16 protein-coding genes are annotated in these 18,927 nt (G+C 73.2%); 7 read left to right on the top strand and 9 right to left on the bottom strand.

Features of this window, described 5'->3' with window-relative positions:
* Positions 1–20: 20 nt before the first annotated feature.
* From ACGF3H_RS24305 to ACGF3H_RS24290, 4 genes are read right to left on the bottom strand one after another with little or no spacing between them, the layout of a single operon-like run.
* Positions 21–1,151: an XdhC/CoxI family protein gene (locus ACGF3H_RS24305; RefSeq protein ID WP_362487393.1), complete on the bottom strand. Its 1,131-nt coding sequence runs from the start codon at positions 1,149–1,151 to the stop codon at positions 21–23.
* The gene (locus tag ACGF3H_RS24300; RefSeq protein ID WP_362487395.1) at positions 1,144–3,312 is read right to left on the bottom strand and encodes a xanthine dehydrogenase family protein molybdopterin-binding subunit; all 2,169 of its coding nucleotides are present in this window, start codon (positions 3,310–3,312) and stop codon (positions 1,144–1,146) included. Before ACGF3H_RS24300 ends, ACGF3H_RS24305 begins: the two co-directional genes overlap by 8 nt.
* Positions 3,309–4,301 (bottom strand): xanthine dehydrogenase family protein subunit M, encoded by a 993-nt coding sequence (locus ACGF3H_RS24295; RefSeq protein WP_362487398.1) that lies wholly within the window; start codon positions 4,299–4,301, stop codon positions 3,309–3,311. The genes ACGF3H_RS24300 and ACGF3H_RS24295 overlap by 4 nt, the downstream gene beginning before the upstream one ends.
* Entirely contained in the window at positions 4,298–4,870 is a 573-nt protein-coding gene (locus ACGF3H_RS24290) for a 2Fe-2S iron-sulfur cluster-binding protein (RefSeq protein ID WP_362487399.1), read from the bottom strand. The genes ACGF3H_RS24295 and ACGF3H_RS24290 overlap by 4 nt, the downstream gene beginning before the upstream one ends.
* 207 nt (positions 4,871–5,077) lie before the next feature.
* On the opposite strand from ACGF3H_RS24290, the gene ACGF3H_RS24285 reads away from it, so the two are divergent.
* On the top strand, positions 5,078–5,668 hold the full coding sequence (locus ACGF3H_RS24285; protein ID WP_362487401.1) for a TetR/AcrR family transcriptional regulator: 591 nt from the start codon (positions 5,078–5,080) through the stop codon (positions 5,666–5,668).
* Here the strand turns inward: ACGF3H_RS24285 and ACGF3H_RS24280 are convergent.
* On the bottom strand, positions 5,631–6,410 hold the full coding sequence (locus ACGF3H_RS24280; protein WP_362487402.1) for a response regulator: 780 nt from the start codon (positions 6,408–6,410) through the stop codon (positions 5,631–5,633). The genes ACGF3H_RS24285 and ACGF3H_RS24280 overlap by 38 nt on opposite strands.
* Positions 6,407–8,104, bottom strand: coding sequence for an ATP-binding protein (locus ACGF3H_RS24275; protein ID WP_362487404.1), 1,698 nt, complete (start codon positions 8,102–8,104; stop codon positions 6,407–6,409). The genes ACGF3H_RS24280 and ACGF3H_RS24275 overlap by 4 nt, the downstream gene beginning before the upstream one ends.
* Before the next feature lie 387 nt (positions 8,105–8,491).
* Here ACGF3H_RS24275 and ACGF3H_RS24270 point away from each other — a divergent pair, with 387 nt between their 5' ends.
* The 5 genes from ACGF3H_RS24270 to ACGF3H_RS24250 all read left to right on the top strand — a co-directional run bounded on the left by ACGF3H_RS24270 (position 8,492) and on the right by ACGF3H_RS24250 (position 14,331).
* Positions 8,492–9,478, top strand: a complete 987-nt coding sequence (locus ACGF3H_RS24270) for a tripartite tricarboxylate transporter substrate binding protein (protein WP_362487866.1) — start codon at positions 8,492–8,494, stop codon at positions 9,476–9,478.
* The gene (locus ACGF3H_RS24265; protein ID WP_362487406.1) at positions 9,475–10,011 is read left to right on the top strand and encodes a tripartite tricarboxylate transporter TctB family protein; all 537 of its coding nucleotides are present in this window, start codon (positions 9,475–9,477) and stop codon (positions 10,009–10,011) included. The genes ACGF3H_RS24270 and ACGF3H_RS24265 overlap by 4 nt, the downstream gene beginning before the upstream one ends.
* Position 10,012: 1 nt before the next feature.
* A complete protein-coding gene (locus ACGF3H_RS24260; protein ID WP_362487407.1) occupies positions 10,013–11,512 on the top strand; it encodes a tripartite tricarboxylate transporter permease in 1,500 nt (499 codons plus the stop codon).
* A gap of 69 nt (positions 11,513–11,581) precedes the next feature.
* Positions 11,582–13,489 carry an SMI1/KNR4 family protein gene (locus ACGF3H_RS24255; protein WP_362487409.1) on the top strand — a complete coding sequence of 636 codons (1,908 nt, stop codon included), beginning with the start codon at positions 11,582–11,584 and terminating at the stop codon, positions 13,487–13,489.
* Positions 13,490–13,635: 146 nt separating this feature from the next.
* Positions 13,636–14,331: an alpha/beta hydrolase gene (locus tag ACGF3H_RS24250; protein WP_362487411.1), complete on the top strand. Its 696-nt coding sequence runs from the start codon at positions 13,636–13,638 to the stop codon at positions 14,329–14,331.
* A 90-nt stretch (positions 14,332–14,421) separates the two neighbouring features.
* Here ACGF3H_RS24250 and ACGF3H_RS24245 read toward each other — a convergent pair whose 3' ends face one another.
* Positions 14,422–14,844, bottom strand: coding sequence for a secondary thiamine-phosphate synthase enzyme YjbQ (locus ACGF3H_RS24245; protein WP_362487414.1), 423 nt, complete (start codon positions 14,842–14,844; stop codon positions 14,422–14,424).
* Between the two features lie 99 nt (positions 14,845–14,943).
* Here ACGF3H_RS24245 and ACGF3H_RS24240 point away from each other — a divergent pair, with 99 nt between their 5' ends.
* Complete coding sequence (locus ACGF3H_RS24240) at positions 14,944–16,023, top strand: NAD(P)-binding domain-containing protein (RefSeq protein ID WP_362487416.1); 1,080 nt, start codon at positions 14,944–14,946, stop codon at positions 16,021–16,023.
* 12 nt (positions 16,024–16,035) lie between these two features.
* Here the strand turns inward: ACGF3H_RS24240 and mltG are convergent, their stop codons facing one another.
* Together mltG and ACGF3H_RS24230 are read right to left on the bottom strand one after the other, a co-directional pair.
* Complete coding sequence (gene mltG, locus ACGF3H_RS24235; RefSeq protein ID WP_362487868.1) at positions 16,036–16,794, bottom strand: endolytic transglycosylase MltG; 759 nt, start codon at positions 16,792–16,794, stop codon at positions 16,036–16,038.
* 220 nt (positions 16,795–17,014) lie between these two features.
* Entirely contained in the window at positions 17,015–18,817 is a 1,803-nt protein-coding gene (locus tag ACGF3H_RS24230) for an ABC transporter ATP-binding protein (protein ID WP_362487418.1), read from the bottom strand.
* Between the last annotated feature and the right edge of the window lie 110 nt (positions 18,818–18,927).

Genomic DNA, 18,927 nt, shown 5'->3' with positions numbered 1-18,927 from the left:
CGCGCTCCTGCCCCGGGCCGTCAGGCGGCGGCCCGGGACAGGTCGCGGTGGATCGGCGCCGCGCCGCCGGTCAGCGGCGCGCCGGTGCCGCCGCGCCGGACGGCGACGATCTCCGCCGCGATGGACAGGGCCGTCTCCTCGGGGGTGCGGGCGCCGAGGTCCAGGCCGATGGGCGACCGCAGCCGGGCCAGCTCGGGCTCGCCCAGGCCTGCTTCACGCAGCCGTCGCTCCCGGTCCTCGTGGGTGCGCCGCGAGCCCATCGCGCCGACGTACGCGACCGGCAACCGCAGGGCCTCGGTCAGCAGCGGTACGTCGAACTTGGCGTCGTGGGTGAGGACGCACAGCACCGTCCGCGCGTCGGTCGGGGTGCCGCGCAGGTAGCGGTGCGGCCAGTCGACGACGACCTCGTCGGCCTCGGGGAAGCGGGCCCGCGTCGCGAAGACGGGCCGGGCGTCGCACACGGTCACGTGGTGGCCGAGGAACTTGCCGGCGCGCACCAGCGCCGCGGCGAAGTCGACCGCACCGAAGACGATCATGCGGGGTGCGGGCACCCGGGACTCGACGAGCAGGGTGAGTCCGCCCGGGCAGTGCGAGCCGTCCTCCGACAGGCCGACCGTGCCGGTGCGCCCCGCGTCCAGCAGCGCCCGCGTCTCGGTCACCGCGGTGCGGTCCAGCTCGGGGTGACCGCCGAGTCCGCCCTCGGACGAGCCGTCGGCGCGGACGAGCAGCGCCCGCCCGAGGAGCCCGGCCGGGCCCCGGACGACCCGGGCGAGGGCGGCGGGCTCGTCCCGGGCGGCGGCCGACAGGGCCGCCCGGAGAACCGCCCGCGCCGGCGAGCCGGCCCCGACCGGAGTGACCAGCACGTCGATGACCCCGCCGCAGGTGAGCCCGACGGCGAAGGCGTCCTCGTCGCTGTAGCCGAACCGTTCGCGCACCGTCTCGCCGTCGCGCAGGGCCGCGGTGCACAGGTCGTACACCGCGCCCTCCACGCAGCCGCCGGAGACCGAGCCGAGCGCCGTGCCCTCGCTGTCGACGGCGAGGGCCGCGCCGGGTCCGCGCGGTGCGCTGCCGCCGACGGAGACGACGGTGGCGACCGCGAACTCCCGGCCCTCCTCGATCCAGCGGTGCAACTCGCCGGCGATGTCAAGCATCCGCCGGTCCCCCGTCTGCGGGCGCCGCTCCCCCGCCGCCGGGCGCCGCTGTCGTCAGTACGCGGTCGGGCCGGATCGGCAGGTGGCGGTGGCGGACGCCCGTCGCGTGCCGGACGGCGTTGGCGACGGCCGCGGCGGCGCCCACGATGCCGATCTCGCCGATGCCCTTGATGCCGACGGGGTCGTCGGGGTCGGGGTCGTCCACCCAGTCCGCCTCGACGTCCGGCACGTCGGCGTGCGTGGCGACGTGGTAGCCGGCGAGGTCGGGGCCGTAGAGGCCGCCGCTGATCCGGTCCCGGACGGCTTCCTCGTGCAGGGCCATGGAGATGCCCCAGATCATTCCGCCGACGAGCTGGTTGCGGGCGGTGAGCGGGTTGACGATCCGGCCCGCGGCGAAGATGCCGAGCATCCGGCGCACCCGCACCTCGCCGGTGGTGGTGTCCACGGCGACCTCGGCGAACTGCGCCCCGAAGGAGTGCCGTTCCTTCTGGGCGAGGGCGCCGATGGCGGCGGTGGTGTCGGAGCGCACGGTGATGCCCTCGGGCGGGAGGTCGGTGCCGAGGGCGAGCCGTTCGCGCAGTTCCGCGGCGGCGGCCGTGACCGCCCAGGCCCAGGAGCGGGTGCCCATGGAGCCGCCCGCGATCATCGCCGGGCCGAAGTCGCTGTCCCCGATGCGGACGCGGACCCTGTCCGGCGTGACCTCCAGCGCGTCGGCGGCGACCAGGGTGAGGGCGGTGCGGGCGCCGGTGCCGATGTCGGCGGCGGCGATCCGCACGGTGAAGGTGCCGTCGGCCTCCGCGGTCACCAGGGCCGTGGAGGGCCCGGCGCCCGAGGGGAAGGATGCGGCGGCCGTGCCGGTGCCCAGCAGCCAGCGCCCGTCGCGGCGTACGCCGGGGCGCGGGTCGCGGTCCGCCCAGCCGAAGCGGCGGGCGCCCTCGCGGAAGCAGGCGGCGAGGTTGCGGCTGCTGAACGGGTTGCCGGAGACCGGGCCCACTTCGGGCTCGTTGCGCAGGCGCAGCTCGATCGGGTCGACGCCGCAGCGCTCGGCGAGTTCGTCGAGCGCCGACTCGATCGCGAACGACCCCGGTGCCTCGCCCGGCGCCCGCATGTAGGTGGGGGACGGCACGTCGAGCCGTGCGACGTGGTTGGCGGTGCGGTGGGCCTCGGCGTCGTACATCACCCGGGCCACGCCGGCGCCGGGCTCGACGAACTCGTACACCGTGGACGTCTGGTTGAGCGACCGGTGCTCCAGCGCGCGGAGCCGGCCGTCGGGGTCGGCGCCGAGCCTGACGCGCTGGGCGGTGGGGCTGCGGTACCCGGCCAGCGAGAACATCTGACGCCGGGTCATCACGACACGCACCGGGCGGTGGAGGACGGTCGCGGCCATCACGGCGGACACCTGGTGGGCGCGCAGGCCCTTGCTGCCGAAGCCGCCGCCGATGTGCTCGGACCGCACCCGCACCGCGGACTCGTCGAGGGAGAACATCTTCGCGAGTTCGCCCTGCACCCAGGTGGTGCCCTGGTTGGAGTCGACGACCTCCAGCCGCCCGCCGTCCCACAGCGCGGTCGCCGCGTGCGGCTCCATCATGCTGTGGTGCTCTTCGGGGGTGGTGTACTCGGCGTCCAGGACGACGGCGGACGCGGCGAGGGCGGCGTCCAGGTCGCCCTTCTCCGTCTCCGCCGGCATGTGCCCGCCCACGGGGTGGGCGTCGGGGTGGTCGGCGCGCAGGACGGTGTCGTGCGGCTCCTCGTCGTAGGTCACGGCGAGGGCCTCGGCGGCCTCCCTGGCCTGCTCGGGCGTCTCGGCGACGACGAGGGCGACGGGCCATCCGGCGTGCGGCACCCGGTCGTGCTGGAAGACGGCTGCGGTCGGGTCCGGGACGCCCAGCATGCCGACGTACCCGGTGTCCAGGCGCGGGGCGTTGCCGTGGTGCAGGACGGCCAGCACGCCCGGCATGCCGAGGACGGCGTCCGTGTCGAGGGAGCGGATGCGGCCACGCGTGACGGTGGACAGCACCAGCCAGCCGTGGGCGAGGTCGGCGAAGGGGATCTCACCGGCGTAGCGGGCCGCCCCGGTGACCTTGTCCCGGCCCTCCACGCGGGTGTGCGCGGTGCCGACGGCGCCCTGCACCGGCGTGCGGCCGGTCGTGGCGGTGGTCATCGGGTGGTCTCCTCGGCGAGTTCGGTCAGCACGGCGATCACGAGGTTGCGCATGAGGGTCACCTTGTACGCGTTGTCGGTCAGGGGCCTCGCCGCTGCCAGTTCGGCGTCCGCGGCCGCGGCGAAGGTGTCGTCGCCGGCCGGTGCGCCGGTCAGCACGGCCTCGGCCGCGCGGGCCCGCCAGGGGCGGGAGGCGACGGCACCGAGGGCCAGCCGTGCCTCGCGGACCACGCCGTCCTCGATGTCGAGCGCGGCGGCGACCGACCCGATCGCGAAGGCGTACGAGGCGCGTTCGCGGACCTTGCGGTAGCGCGAGCGGGCGGCGGCGGGGGCGGGCGGCAGGGTGACTCCGGTGATCAGCGCGCCGGGCGGCAGGGCGGTCTCCCGGTGCGGGGTGTCACCGACGGGGAGGTAGAAGTCGGTGAGCGGCAGCTCCCCCGGTCCTTCGGCCGTCTCGAAGGTGACGACCGCGTCGAAGGCGGTGAGGGCGACGCCCATGTCCGAGGGGTGCACGGCCACGCAGTGGTCGGAGGCGCCCAGCACGGCGTGGTTGTGGTGCTCGCCGGTGACCGCGGGGCAACCGCTGCCGGGGACGCGCTTGTTGCACGGCTTGCTCACGTCGGTGAAGTAGCCGCAGCGGGTGCGCTGGAGCAGGTTCCCGCCGACGGTGGCCATGTTGCGCAGCTGCCCGGAGGCGCCGGCCAGGACGGCCTGGGTCAACGCCGGGTAGCGTCGGCGGACTTCGGGGTGCGCGGCGAGGTCGCTGTTGGTGACGGTCGCGCCGATGCGCAGGCCGCCGTCACCGGTCGGCTCGATGCCGTCCAGGGGGAGCTCGCGGACGTCGACGAGCAGGGCGGGGCGTTCGACGCCGGTCTTCATCAGGTCGACGAGGTTGGTGCCGCCGCCGAGGAAGCGGGCGTCCGGGTCGGCGGCGAGCAGCGCCACGGCTCCGGGGACGTCGTCGGCGCGCTGGTAGCCGAACTCCCTCATGCAACGGCCTCCTCGGCGTCCTCGTTCTTGCCGTGGCTCTCGGCGGCGCGGGCGACGGCCTGGACGATCGAGACGTAGGCGCCGCAGCGGCACAGGTTTCCGCTCATCCGCTCACGGATCTCGTCGGGCGTCAGCGGTGGTGGTCCGGCCTCGGGCCGGACGTCGTCGGTGACGGCGCTCGGCCACCCGGCGGCGTGCTCCTCGATGACGGCGACGGCCGAGCAGATCTGGCCGGGCGTGCAGTATCCGCACTGGTAGCCGTCGAGGTCGAGGAAGGCCTGCTGCACCGGGTGCAGCCGGTCGCCCTCGGCCATGCCTTCGATGGTGGTGACCTCGCGCCCCTCGGCCGCGACGGCGAGGTTGAGGCACGAGACGGCGCGACGCCCGTCGACCAGGACGGTGCAGGCACCGCACTGCCCCTGGTCGCAGCCCTTCTTGGTACCGGTCAGGTCGAGGCGCTCGCGCAGGGCGTCGAGCAGGGTGGTGCGGTGGTCGACGGTCAGCTGGTGCTTCTCGCCGTTGATGTTCAGGGTGATGGCGCTGGACGTCGACGAGGGCGCTGGGGCCATGGTCAGCCTTCTTTGGTGTCTGGTGACAGGGAAACGGGCTGGAGGCGTGGGTTCATCGATGGGCGGGCGCACCGGCCGGTCCCGCCGGGCCGCATCCGCCGCTACAGTGGGCAGGAAACCGGACAGCTGTCCGCTCACTGGAAACGTAACGGACAGCTGTCCGCTTAGCAAGAACGGGATTCGGCCACGGACCCGGGAGGAGGACGGGTGTCGCAGGCGAAGAAGGACAAGCCGGACGCTGCCCTGCGCTCGGACGCCCAGCGCAACCGCGAGCGGATCCTGCACGTGGCCACGGAGGAACTGACGCGCTGCGCGGACGCGCCGCTGAGCGCCATCGCCAAGAAGGCGGGCGTCGGGCAGGGCACCTTCTACCGCAACTTCCCCAACCGCGAGGCGCTCGTCCTGGAGGTCTACCGCTACGAGATGCGGCAGGTGGCCGACGCCGCGCCCGAGCTGCTCGCCACCCGCCCGCCCGAACGTGCCCTGCGGGAGTGGATGGACCGCCTCGCCGGGTTCGCCATGACCAAGGCCGGCCTGGCGGACGCGATCCGGCTGGTCACCAGCGCGCCGGGAAGCCCGCGGAAGCCGCACCCCACCCCGGTCATGGACGCGGCCGGGCTCCTCCTGCGCGCCAACGAGGAGGCCGGAACCATCCGGCCCGGGATCACCGCGGACGACTTCTTCCTCGTCATCGGCGGTCTGTGGCTGATCGACCCCGGCGAGGACTGGCAGCCGCGGGCCACCCGGTTCCTGGACTTCGTCATGGACGGGCTGCGGGCGGGAGCGCCGGGCCGGTGACCGCGCCCCGGAAGCGGTAGCGGCGTTCGGGGCGGCCCGCCGCTCCGTAGCGCAGGGACACCTCCGCACGGCCGACGGTGTGGAAGTGCTCCAGGTAGCGGCGGGCGCTGACCCGGGAGACGCCGGTCAGCGCCGCGCACTCGCTGGCCGACAGCGTGCCCTCGGCATCGCGGAGGGTCCGTTCGACCAGCTCGGCCGTCTCCGCGCTCATCCCCTTGGGCAGCGCCGGGACCGGGGCGGCCGGTGCCGTCGCGCCGGCCAGTACGCGGTCGACGTCGGCCTGACTGCGCACGACGGTCCCGAGCAGCCGGCCCCGCCGCCCGGCGTAACGCTCCAGCCGGACCCGCAGGTCCTCGAAGTCGAACGGCTTGAGCAGGTAGTCGACGACGCCGTGGCGTACGGCGCCGCGCACCGTGTCCGCCTCCCGGGCCGCGCTGATGACCATGACGTCGCAGTCGTGGCCGGCGGCGCGCAGCCGGGTGACGACGTCCAGGCCGAAGAGGTCGGGCAGGTACAGATCGAGCAGGACCAGGTCGGGGCGGAGCTCGCCGACGGCGGTGAGTGTCTGCTCGCCGGTACCGGCGACGCCGACGACCCGGAAGGGTTCTACGCGTTCGACGTAGGCGCGGTGGACCCGGGCCACCATGAAGTCGTCGTCGACGACGAGCACGCCGATCGCGTCGGCGGCGGCCCTCGCGCCGGCCGCGGCCCTCGCACCGCCGGTGCCGCTCGTCCCCGTCATGGTGCTGCTCCTTCCGCCACCGCGTCGGTGAGGTGGCTGACCGTCATGCGTGCCGTGAACACGGCCCCTTCGGAGGTGTTGGTCACCGAGATCTCGCCGCCGTGGCGTTCGCAGACCAGCCGGGTCAGCGCCAGGCCGATGCCGCGCTCGCCCTGCCGGGCGGCCTTGGTGGTGAATCCGTGGGCGAAGACCTCACGGGCCAGTGCGGGCGCCACACCGGGCCCCGAGTCGCGGACCACGATCTCCACGCCGGTGGCGTCCTGTCTGAGCTCGACCTCGACCCAGGCGGCTCCGTCTCCGTGCGTCGCGGCGGCGTCCACCGCGTTGTCGACGAGGTTGCCGACCACGGTCGCCACGTCGGCGGCGTCCTCGGGGGTGAGCCGGCCCAGGGCGGTGCGCTCGGAGACGCGCAGGGCGACCCTGCGCTCGGCCGCCAGCGAGGACTTCGCCGTCAGCAGCGCGGCGACGGCGGTGTCGCGGACCCGGCGGCTGAGGGTGACGTCGAGGGACTGGCGGCGCTGGTTGAGTGCCCGGATGTAGCGCACCACCTCGTCCTGCTCGCCGATCTGGATCAGCCCGGAGATGGTGTGCAGCTGGTTGGCGAACTCGTGGGCCTGGGCCCGCAGCAGCTCGGAGGTGCTGCGGAAGGCGCCGATCTCCCTTTCCAGGCGGGCCAGTTCGGTGCGGTCGCGCAGGGTGGTGACCGAGCCGAGCGGGCGGCCGTCCTTGGTGACGGTCATGCGGTTCATCACCAGGACCCGGCCGTGGCGGACGACGACCTCGTCGCGCCGCCCGGCCGTGTCGTGCCGGTCGGCCGCGTCGTGCAGCGCGCCCGTGTCGTGCCGGTCGGCCGCGTCGGCCGTGGCGCCGGTGAGGACGTCCAGGAGGCGCCCGTCGATGCCCAGGCCGTCCAGGCTCTGGCCCACACAGTCCTCGGGCAGGTCGAGCAGGCGCCGGCCCATCTCGTTGACCAGGGTGATCCGGTGCTGCGGATCGAGGGCGACCACGCCCTCGGCGATGCCGTAGAGCATCGCCTCCCGGTGTTCGGCGAGCCCGGCGATCTCGCGGGGTTCCAGGCCGAGGGTCTGCCGTTTGACGCGCCGGGCGAGCAGCCAGGAGCCGGCCACACCGAGGGCGCTCGCGATGCCGAGGTAGGCCATGAGGTAGGAGGACGCGCCGCCGAGCCGCTGCCACGCCGTGGGGTCGGCCTCACCGACCATCACCGTGCCGAGGTGCCGGCCGAGGGTTTCCGGCGTGTCCCCGAGCACCGGGACCTGCGCGACGAGTTCCCGGCTGCCGCCCAGCGTCAGCGCCCCCGTCCAGCCGCGTCCCTCGGCGGCGTCGCCGGCGAGCGGCAGCCGGGCGCCCACCACGGTCGGGTCGGTGGAGCTGACGATGCGGCCGCCGGCATCGGCCACCGTGACCGAGGTGACCCCGGACTGGGTCTGCGTGGAGTTCACCAGGGGGGCGAGTGCCTCCTGCGGCACGGGGCGCAGCAGCCGGCTGCGGACGAGCGGAGTGGCGGCGAGCTGTTCGGCGATGGCCGCGACGCGGCGGCCCTCGACGCGGTTGAACGTCGCCTTCGACTGGGCGAGCGAGACGGCGGCCACCGCGAGCAGCACCACCACGACGATGGCGAGCTGGAGGACCAGCATCTCGCCCGCGAGGGTGTGACGGCGGAAGGTGGGGGCCACGGCGTACTCGATCTCGGTGGACGGGGGGCGGGGGTGGGGGTGTCGGCGTGGGGGACGTCGGGCGCCATCATGGCGCCCACCTGCGGCGAAGGAAAGGGATGTGCTGTCTTCGCAATGAACCGGCGATGCACCGGTGACGCGGGACGGCCGGCGATCCGACAGTCCCGCCGCCGCCCCGCCGCCCCGCCACCCCGGCGCCCCGGCGACCCGGCGACCCGGCGACCCGGCGACCCGGCGACCCGGCGACCCGGCGACCGTAAAGACCACAACCTCCCTTGGTTCCGCAAGGAAGACACATCGACGGGTCGCGGGCACCATGTGGCCCACATCACCCTCCCCCACAGGGCTCCCCGTACCGATCTACCCAACCGACAGGTGGTGGCATTCGTGCGCCTGCGCACCCCCCTTGCTCTGCTCGGGGCCGCCGTGCTCGTCCTCGCCGGTCCCCCGCTGCTCTCGACGGGCAGCGAGTCCGAGACCGGCACGCAGATTCCCGGCCTGCGCTTCATGGTCCCCAACACCCCCGGCGGCGGCTACGACATCACCGCCCGCACGGTCGCGAAGAACGCCGAGGACGCCGGACTCACGCACAACATCGAGGTGTTCAACCTGCCCGGCGCGGGCGGCACCGTGGGCCTGAGCCGGCTGGTGAGCGAACACGGCAACGGCAAGCTCGCCATGTCCATGGGCCTGGGCGTCGTGGGCGCCGCCCGGTCCAACCACGCGCCCAAGACGCTCGCCGACACCACGCCGATCGCGCGGCTCACCGAGGAGCAGGACGTCGTCGTGGTCGCCAAGGACTCCCCGTACCGAACGATCGACGAGCTGATCACCGCCTGGAAGAAGGACCCCGGGAAGATCCCCGTCGGTGGTGGCTCGTCCCCGGGCGGGCCCGACCACCTCGCGCCGATGCTGATGGCGCAGGCCGCCGGGATCTCCCCCAGGTCGGTCAACTACATCCCCTTCGACGGGGGCGGCGAGCTGCTCGCGTCGATCCTCGGCAACAAGGTCGGCTTCGGGGTCTCCGGCGTCGGCGAGTACCTGGACCAGATCAAGGCGGGCGAGCTCAGAGTGCTCGCGGTGACGGGCCCGGAGCGCGTGGACGACCTCGCGGACGCCCCGACGCTCAAGGAGTCCGGCTACGACGTGGACTTCACCAACTGGCGCGGCATCGTGGCCCCGCCCGGCCTGACCGACGCGGAGCGGGCCAAGCTGACCCGCCTGGTGGACGAGCTGCACGACTCTCCCGAGTGGAAGAAGTCGCTGGAGCAGAACGGCTGGGACGACGCCTACCTGACGGGCGAGGAGTTCGGCGCATTCCTGGACGCCCAGGACAAGCGTGTGGTGTCGGTGCTGAAGGAGCTGGGACTGTGACGACGCGGACCGAGACGCCCACCGAACCGGCCGCCGCGCGGCGGTCGTGGCTGCGCGACCACTCCGAACTGGGCGTGTGCGTGCTGCTGCTGGCGCTCGGTGTACTGGTGCTGACCGACGCGCTGACCATGGACGTCGACATCACGCAACGGGGTCCGGTCGGCCCGAAGACGGTCCCTGTCGTCGTCGGCGTGGGCCTGCTGGTGATCGCCGCCCTGCTCGCCGTGGACGTGCTGCGCGGCGGCCGGGGCGAGGCCGAGGGCGGCGAGGACGTCGACCTGTCCGAACCGGCCGACTGGCGCACGGTGCTGCTGCTGGCCGGCATCTTCCTGGGCGCGGCCGTGCTGATCGAGCCGGCCGGTTTCCCCGTCGCGGGCGCGCTGCTGTTCTGGGGAGCCGCCTTCGCCCTCGGCAGCCGGCGCGTCGACCGTGATCCGCTGATCGCCGCGGTGCTGTCCCTGATCACGTACGTCGTCTTCGACAAGCTGCTCGGAGTGCCACTGCCCGGTGGTCCGCTGATGGGAGTGCTCTGACATGAACGCCCTGAACTCCCTCCTGGACGGCTTCGGCACGGCCCTCACCCCACTCAATCTCCTGTGGGCCGCCCTCGGTGTCCTGCTGGGCACGGCCATCGGCGTGCTGCCCGGAATCGGCCCCGCGATGGCGGTGGCCCTGCTGCTGCCCGTGACGTACGGGCTGGACCCGGTGGCCGCGTTCATCATGTTCGCGGGCATCTACTACGGCGCCATGTTCGGTGGTTCGACCACCTCCATCCTGCTCAACACCCCCGGCGAGAGTGCCGCGGTGGTCGCGGCCATGGAGGGCAACCCCATGGCCAAGGCGGGGCGGGGCGCCCAGGCGCTGGCGGCCGCCGCCATCGGTCACTTCGCGGGCGGCATGATCGGCACGATCCTGCTGGTGGCGCTGGCGCCGACGGTCGCCGACCTGGCGGTGGACATCGGCGCGCCCGACTACTTCGCCATCATGGTGCTGGCGTTCATCGCGGTGACCTCGGTGCTCGGCTCCTCGCGCATCCGGGGCCTGGCGTCCCTGCTGATCGGCCTGACGATCGGCCTGGTGGGCCTGGACCAGATGACGGGCCAGCAGCGGCTGACCTTCGGCTCGCTGCAACTCGCCGACGGCATCGACGTGGTGATCGTCGCGGTCGGTCTGTTCGCGATCGGCGAGGCGCTGTGGGTCGCGGCGCACCTGCGGCGCGGGGCGGCCGAGCCGATCCCGGTGGGACGGCCCTGGCTCGGCCGCGGCGACGTGCGGCGGACGTGGAAGTCGTGGCTGCGCGGCCCGTTCATCGGGTTCCCGTTCGGCGCGATCCCGGCGGGCGGCGCGGAGATCCCCACCTTCCTCTCCTACGTGACGGAGAAGCGGCTGTCCAAGCACAAGGACGAGTGGGGCAAGGGAGCCATCGAGGGCGTGGCCGGGCCGGAGTCGGCGGCGTCGGCCTCGGCGGCGGGCACGCTGGTGTCCATGCTGACCCTGGGCCTGCCGACCACCGCCGTCGCCGCGGTCATGCTGGCCGCCTTCCAGCAGTACGGCATCCAGCCGGGTCCGCTCCTGTTCGAGCGCGAACCCGAGCTGGTGTGGGGCCTGATCGCCTCCCTCTTCGTCGGCATGGTGCTGCTGCTCGCACTCAACCTGCCGCTGGCACCGGTGTGGGCCAAGCTGCTGCGCATCCCGCGGCCCTATCTGTACGCGGGGATCATGTTCTTCGCGGCGGTGGGCGCGTACGCCGTCGGCGGCGAGGTCATCGACCTGGTGATCCTGCTGGTCATCGGCCTGGTCGGCTTCGGCATGCGGCGCTACGGCCTGCCCGTCCTGCCGGCCGTGATCGGCGTCATCCTCGGCCCCAACGCCGAGCAGCAGCTGCGCCGCGCCCTGCAGATCAGCGACGGCAGCGTCACGGGCCTGGTGAACACGCCGTTCGCAGTGACGGTGTACGGAGTGATCGTGCTGCTCCTCGCCTGGCCGCTGGTGAGCCGTGCGGTGGTGCGCAGGCGGGCGGGACGGACGGCCTGACGCAGCCGGCCCGCCCGTCGCCGGGGGCGGGCCGGGCCCGTTGTCAGAGGCGGGTGCCACACTCGGCCCATGAACGAGAGCCACTTCAACTGGCATGATTTCCTGAGCCGTTGGCAGGACGAGTGGATACCCGGCGAGGACGACCTGGAGGACATGGAGGAGGGCGGTGTCAGCCTCGCCGACCTGGCACTCGCCGCCCCGCCCGCGACGCGGGAGGAGATCGCCGTGGCCGAGGAACGCCTGGGCACGCGGTTCCCTCCGTCCTACCGGGGCTTTCTCGAAGCCAGCAACGGCTGGCGCGTCGACGGCACGGCGTCGATCTACCGGCTGGGCGCGGTGCACGAGATCGGCTGGTTCGGGGATCCGTTCGGCATGACCGAGGCCTACCGGCAGGAACTGAGCGAGCGCTCGACCGAACAGGAGGTACTGCTGGCCGGCATGTGGGAGCGGGCCCTGCGGCTGGAGACCGACTCGGACATGTCGTACGCCCTGCTGGACCCGGGGGACACCGACGAGGACGGCGAGTGGGCGCTGTACGTGTACAAGGGGTGGAGCGGCGAGTTCCCGGACCGGTACCCGTCGTTCCGGGCCTTCATGGAGGAGGCGTACCGCGACTTCCACGCGAACCGCGCGAACATGCCCGGCTTCGTGAACGACACCACGCGCGCCCTGGACGCCGGCGTCGAGCGCGCGCGGCAGGAGGCCCTGGGCGGACGGTGGCAGACCGCCCGCGAGCTGCTGGACGAGGCCCGGCGCTACGGGCGGCCGTCCGCCTGGGGGATGCTGCGGCAGATCGACACCCTGGCGCACAGAGGTGGCGGGCACGGTTTCCACGAACTCGTGGCCGATCCGCGGTACACGGACGAGCTGGTGCCGTCGATGGCCGCCGCCCACCTGCGGCACGACCAGCACAGCGCCTTCCCTGGCCGGTTCGTGCTCGGTACCGAGACCGACGACGCCGTCGGCGCGGCCGCCGACGCGATCCTCGCGCGGGTGCGTGACCGCTCCTACCGCTACGCGCCGGACGGCGCGTTCGGACAGGCGGTGGCCGAGGCAAGGGAGGCGGCCCGGTGGGGTGACACCGACGGGGCATGGCGGACGATCCGCGCCGCGCTGCCGTCGTGGTCACCGCCGGGACCGGACCTGCTGGCGCCACTGGGACTGCTCGCGGATCCCGTGCTGGGGCCGGTGGTGACACCGGAGCGCGGCAGGGAACTGCTGGCCACGCCGCGCGCCGGCCGGTCCGGCACCGCACCGGCCCCGGTGGCGGACCTCGACCCGCCCGGACTGCGCTGGCTCGCGGACACGCCCAGGCGGAACGCGGCTTACGACTCCTACCGGTGTCTGTGGGTGGAGGGTGTGGAGCCGGAGGTGCTGCCGTCCCTGATCGGGGAGGACGGGTGCGCGGGCCTGACCGCTCCGCCCGGCCACCGGGACCCGTGGCCGCACCACGGCGCTCAGCGACGGGACGGCCTGGCACCGTGGGAGGACCGGGCCCTGGTGTCGGTGGGCCGGACGGGTACCGGATGGGCGTTCGGCTTCGACCCGGCTCCGCGCAGCTCGCCCGTCGGGAACTTCTTCGTCTCGCCCGCCGCGACCGCGTCGCGCCACGGGCGCGCGGTGGTGCTGTGGGTGCGCAGGGCCAGGTCCGGCGGTCTGTCGGTGTTCCACCTGTCGGTGGCCCGGCACGGCGAGGAGCTGTACGCCTTCACGCTGCGCGGCACCGACGTCGAGCGGACGGGACCGGTCCCCGGGGCGCTGGATCCCGAACAGCTCCTCGAGGGCGTCGGCGAGGACGCGCACGAACAGCGTCTGCTGGCCGCCGTGGAGGCCGAGTTCGGCCTGGCCCTCCCCCGGCTCGCCCTGGCCGAGGGCATCCTGCCCGAACTGACCACCCGTTCCTGGAACCGCGCACCGAGGCAGGGCGAGGCGTACGCGTACGCAACGATCAGCGTGGGACCACGCACCACCGGGTGAACGCGAGGCCTCCTCACCGGGCGGCACGAGGAGGCCGGCGCGTCCGGCGAAGCCGTCGGACCGGGCGCAGGTCCGCCACCCACGAAGCACTCTGCTGTCAGCCGATACCGCCCCGCCTCCCATGGCAGGGGTGACAGGGTCGCCGCATGAAGCCGACCTTCGTTCTCGTGCACAGTCCGTCCGTGGGTCCCGCGACCTGGCAGTCCGTGGCCGAACACCTGACGGCGGCGGGACACCAGGTGCGGGTGCCGTCCCTGCTGCACATCGGCGCCGGTGGCCCACCCTTCTGGCCCCGCGTCGTGGACGCCGTCCGCGAGGACGTGCGGCAGGTCCCGGCCGGAAGCCCCCTCACGTTGGTGGTGCACAGCAACGCCGGCCTCTTCCTCCCGGTGATCCGCTCGGGACTCGACCGTCCGGTGGCCGGCTCGGTCTTCGTCGATGCCGCGCTGCCGGCCCGGAGCGGGCCGACCCCTGTCGCCTCACCCGAGTTGCTGGAGTTCCTCCGCCCGATGGCAGTGAACGGCAGGCTGCCACGCTGGACCGACTGGTGGGACGAGGCGGACGTCGCACCCATGTTCCCCGATCCGCTGGTACGGCAGACCGTCGTCGACGAGCAGCCCACCTTGCCGCTGTCCTACTACGAGCAGCGGATCCCGGTCCCGGACTCCTGGGACGACCACCCCTGTTCCTACGTGCTGTTCGGCCCTCCCTACGACAGCCTCGCCGACGAGGCGCGCGAGCGCGGCTGGCGCGTGGCGCACCTGCCCGGCGCGCACCTCCACCAGATCGTCGACCCCGCCGGCATGGCCCGGCACCTCGTCGAACTCACCACAGCGACGTGACCCGCCTTCCGTCGCTCTCCGTTCAGCCGTGGGGAGCAGGGCGGAAACCCCGCCTCGGGAAACGGATTCCGCTCACCCCGCTCACCCCGCTCACCCCAGGAAGCTCAGCCGGACCTTGCGGTCGGCGTTGTCCTTGTTCGTGTCCACCAGGCAGACCGACTGCCAGGTGCCGAGTTCCAGGCGGCCGTCGGTCACCGGGAGGGTGGCGTGCGGGGGGACGAAGGCGGGCAGGACGTGGTCGCGGCCGTGGCCCGGGCTGCCGTGACGGTGCTGCCAGCGGTCGTCGGCCGGGAGGAGGGTGTGCAGGGCGGCCAGCAGGTCGTCGTCGCTGCCCGCGCCCGTCTCGATGATCGCGATGCCGGCCGTGGCGTGGGGGACGAAGACGTTGAGGAGGCCGTCGCGGCCCGCCGCCACCTCGCGGAGGAAGGACTCGCAGTCACCGGTGATGTCGGCGACCCGTTCCGCGGAGCCGGTGGTGAGGTTGATGACTCGGGTGCTGAAGGCGTCTGACATGCTCCCATCCTGACGCACGCGGCGGGTGACCGGCGGGAGCGTCGAGCCGTGGACACGGTCTCCGGGAAGACCGGGGGCGGGCACACCGTTGGTAGAAGCGTGAACAACACACGCGAGGTCGAGGTCGTCGTCGTCGGAGCCGGTCAGGCGGGGCTGGCCGGGGCCTATCACCTGCGGCGCACCGGGTTCGAGCCCGAGCGCGACTTCGTGGTGCTCGACCACTCGCCCGGGCCGGGCGGCGCGTGGCAGTTCCGCTGGCCGTCGCTGACGTACGGCAAGGTGCACGGCATGCACTCCCTGCCCGGCATGGAGCTGACCGGCGCCGACCCGGCACGGCCGTCCTCCGCGGTCGTCGCCGAGTACTTCGCGGCGTACGAGCGCGCCTTCGACCTGCGGGTGAGGCGTCCCGTCGACGTCCGCGCGGTGCGCGAGGGGAGCGGCGGACGGCTGCTCGTGGAGACCACGGAGGGCGCCTGGTCGACCCGGGCGCTGATCAACGCGACCGGGACCTGGGACCGGCCTTTCTGGCCGCGTTACCCGGGCCAGGAGACCTTCCGGGGCCGCCAGTTGCACACCAGTCAGTACGCCGGGCCCGCGGAGTTCGCCGGGCAGCGGGTGATCGTGGTGGGCGGGGGCGCGTCGGGCACGCAGCACCTGCTGGAGATCGCCCCGTACGCCGCGGCCACCACGTGGGTGACCAGGCGGCGCCCGGTGTTCCGCGAAGGCCCCTTCGACGAGGACGCGGGCCGGGCGGCGGTGGCGCTCGTGGAGGAGCGGGTGCGGCAGGGGCTGCCGCCGAAGAGCGTGGTCTCGGTGACCGGGCTGCCCCTCAACGACGCGATCCGGGCGGGCCTCGCGTCCGGCGTGCTGGACCGGCGGCCCATGTTCGACCGGATCACGCCCGACGGGGCGGAGTGGAGCGACGGCCGGCGGGTGAAGGCGGACGTCATCCTGTGGGCCACCGGGTTCCGGGCCGCGATCGAGCACCTGAGGCCGCTGCGGCTGCGGGAGGCGGGCGGCGGCATCCGCGTCGAGGGAACGCGCGCGGTCGCCGATCCGCGGGTCCACCTCGTCGGTTACGGGCCGTCGGCCAGCACCGTCGGCGCCAACCGGGCCGGACGCGCGGCCGTACGGGACATCAGGCGGCTGCTGGCCGAGGAGGAACCGGTCGCCGCGTGACGCCCGGCCCGCTCACCGGGCCCCGGCACCGGCCGGCGGCGAGGCGCTCCGCCGATTGCCGTCGAACTCGTCGACGTTGCGCCGGTGCTCGGCGTAGTCGGCGGTGAAGCGGGTGTCGCCGGGCCTGACCGTGACGAAGTACAGCCAGTCCCCCGGGGTCGGGTCGATCGCGGCGCGCATCGCCGCGTCGCCCGGGTTGTCGATGGGCGTGGGCGGCAGGCCCATCCGCTGGTACGAGTTGTAGGGGCTGTTGATCCGGGTGTCCCGCGTGGTCGTCCTGAGGGTGGAACGGCCCAGGGCGTAGTTGATGGTGGAGTCCATCTGCAGCGGCATGCCGCGCTCCAGGCGGTTGTAGACGACCCGGGCCACCTTGCCCATGTCCGCCTTGGTCGCGGCCTCCGCCTGGACGATGCTCGCGATGGTGACCGCCTGGTAGACGTTCAGCGCGTTGCGCTGGGCGCCCGCGGCGATCGGGGCGCCGTGGAACTTCCTCTTCGCCGTGTCCACCATGGCCGCCAGCAGCTTCTCCGGGGTCGGCTGTTCACCGAGCGGATAGGTCGCCGGGAAGAGGTAGCCCTCGGGATTGCCCTCGGCGTCGTTCGGCAGCTTCAGATCGGCCCTGGCCAGGGATTTCCTGGTGGTGCCGACGGGCAGGCCGAGGGTCTTGTCGACGGCTTCGTAGACCTGGGTCGCGCGCCAGCCCTCCGGGATCACCAGGGACGTGGGCCGGGACTCGCCCTCGTCGTCCGTCATCAGCAGCGGCACCGCCACGGCGGCTCCGGCCACGAGGGCTCCGGTCGCGACCAGGGCGATGCGGCCCCGGAGCGTCAACGTGATCGTGCCCCTGGGCGTTCTCGGCAGCCTCGGGGGTCTCGTGGTGTTCGACAAGCGCGGGGGTCTCGGACTCCTCGGACTCCTCGCGTTCCGTCGCGGAGTGTTCTTGTGCATGCGGGCACGGTAACCCTCTTATCACCTCGATCCCGGCATATCGTCAGCCTGTCGGCTCCAGTCGGGCGTCCCTGCGCACCAGGGCCGCGTACCGCCCGTCCTGGGCCAGCAACTCCTCGTGCGTGCCCTGCTCGGCCAGGCGGCCCGCGTCGAGGACCACGATCCGGTCGGCGCCCCGGACGGTGGACAGGCGGTGCGCGATGGTGATGGTGGTGCGGTTGGCGGACAGGGCGTCGATGGCGTCCTGAACGGCGGCCTCGGTGCGGGTGTCCAGGGCGCTGGTCGCCTCGTCGAGAACGAGGACGGGCGGGTCGCGCAGGATGGTGCGGGCGATGGCCAGGCGCTGCTTCTCCCCACCGGAGAAGCGGTGGCCGCGCTCGCCGACGACCGTGTCGTAGCCGTCGGGCAGGGCGGCGATGTGGTCGTGGATCTGTGCCGCCCGCGCCGCCGCCTCCAGTTCCTCGTCGGTGGCGTCGGGCTTGGCGAAGCGCAGGTTCTCCGCGACCGAGGCGTGGAAGAGGTACGTCTCCTGCGAGACGACGCCGACCGATCGGGCGAGGGTGTCGAAGTCCAGGTCACGCACGTCGACCCCGTCGAGGGTGACCCGGCCGCCCGTCACGTCGTACAGCCGCGGCACCAGGTGGCCGAGCGTGGACTTGCCCGCACCCGTGGGGCCGACGACGGCCAGGCTGGCGCCCGCGGGAACGGTGACGTCGATGTCGTCGAGGACCGGGCCGCCCTTGCCGTCGTAGGCGAACTCGACGTGCTCGAAACGGACCTCGCCCTTGACCCGGTCGAGACGGACGGGCTCGTCCCGTTCGGTGATGTCGATCGGCAGGTCGAGGTACTCGAAGATGCGCTGGAAGAGGGCGAGGGAGGTCTGGATCTGGACACCGGTCGACAGCAGGCTCACCGTCGGCCGGAACAGTCCCTGCTGGAGCGAGACGAAGGCCACGATGGTGCCGAGGGAGACGTCCGGACCGCCCAACTGGAGGGCGATGCCGGCGGTCCAGTAGATGACGGCCGGCATGGCTGCCATGACGATGGTGATCACCGCCATGCGCCAGCGGCCCGCCATGTTCGACCGCACCTCCAGGTCGACCAGTCGCTCGGACTCGTCGGAGAAGGCGCGGGTGAGCGAGTCGGAGCGGCCCATGGTGCGGCCCAGCAGGATGCCGCTGACGGAGAGCGACTCGGTGACCGTGGCGGCCATCGCCGCCATCTGCTTCTGGCGCCTGGTGGTGATCTTCCTGCGCTCCCTGCCGACCCGGCGGCTGATCCACACGAAGACCGGCAGGAGCAGCAGCGAGACGACGGTCAGACGCCAGTCGAGGACGACCATCGCCACGACCGTGGCGACCACGCTGGTGAGGTTCGAGACCAGGGAGGTCGCCGTCGAGGTGACGGTGGCCTGCATGCCGCCGATGTCGTTGGCGATGCGGGACTGGACCTCGCCGGTTCGGGTGCGGGTGAAGAAGGCGAGGGACATGCGCTGGAGCCGGCCGTAGACGGCGGTGCGCAGGTCGTGCATGACCCGCTGGCCGACCGTCGTGGAGATCAGCGTCTGCAGCACGCCGAAGACGCTGGTGAGGACGGCGCCCAGGATCATGCCCAGGGCGAGCAGGCTCAGCAGGCCGGTGCGCCCCTCGGGGATCGCGACGTCGAGGATCTCCCTGAGCAGGAAGGGCGTGGCGACGGAGACCAGCGACGCGGCGCCGACGAGCAGTCCGACGATCGCCAGACGGCCTCGGTACGGGCGGAAGAGCTTCAGGATGCGACGCACCTGCCGGGGCTGTTCCTTGGCGTCGGCGGGTGGCGTCCAGCGGGTTTCACGATCGGGATGCATGGGCTCCTACGGGGAGTGCGAGGGGAAGTCCGGACGGCCCGCGCGGACGGCGACCCGACGGACGACGGACCATAGCTCATTGTTACCTGTACTCACAATGAACGTCGTCC

It is taken from the genome of Streptomyces sp. NPDC048185 (assembly GCF_043202495.1).
GTDB lineage: Bacteria > Actinomycetota > Actinomycetes > Streptomycetales > Streptomycetaceae > Streptomyces.
This window is presented reverse-complemented; position numbering and strand designations above follow the sequence as displayed.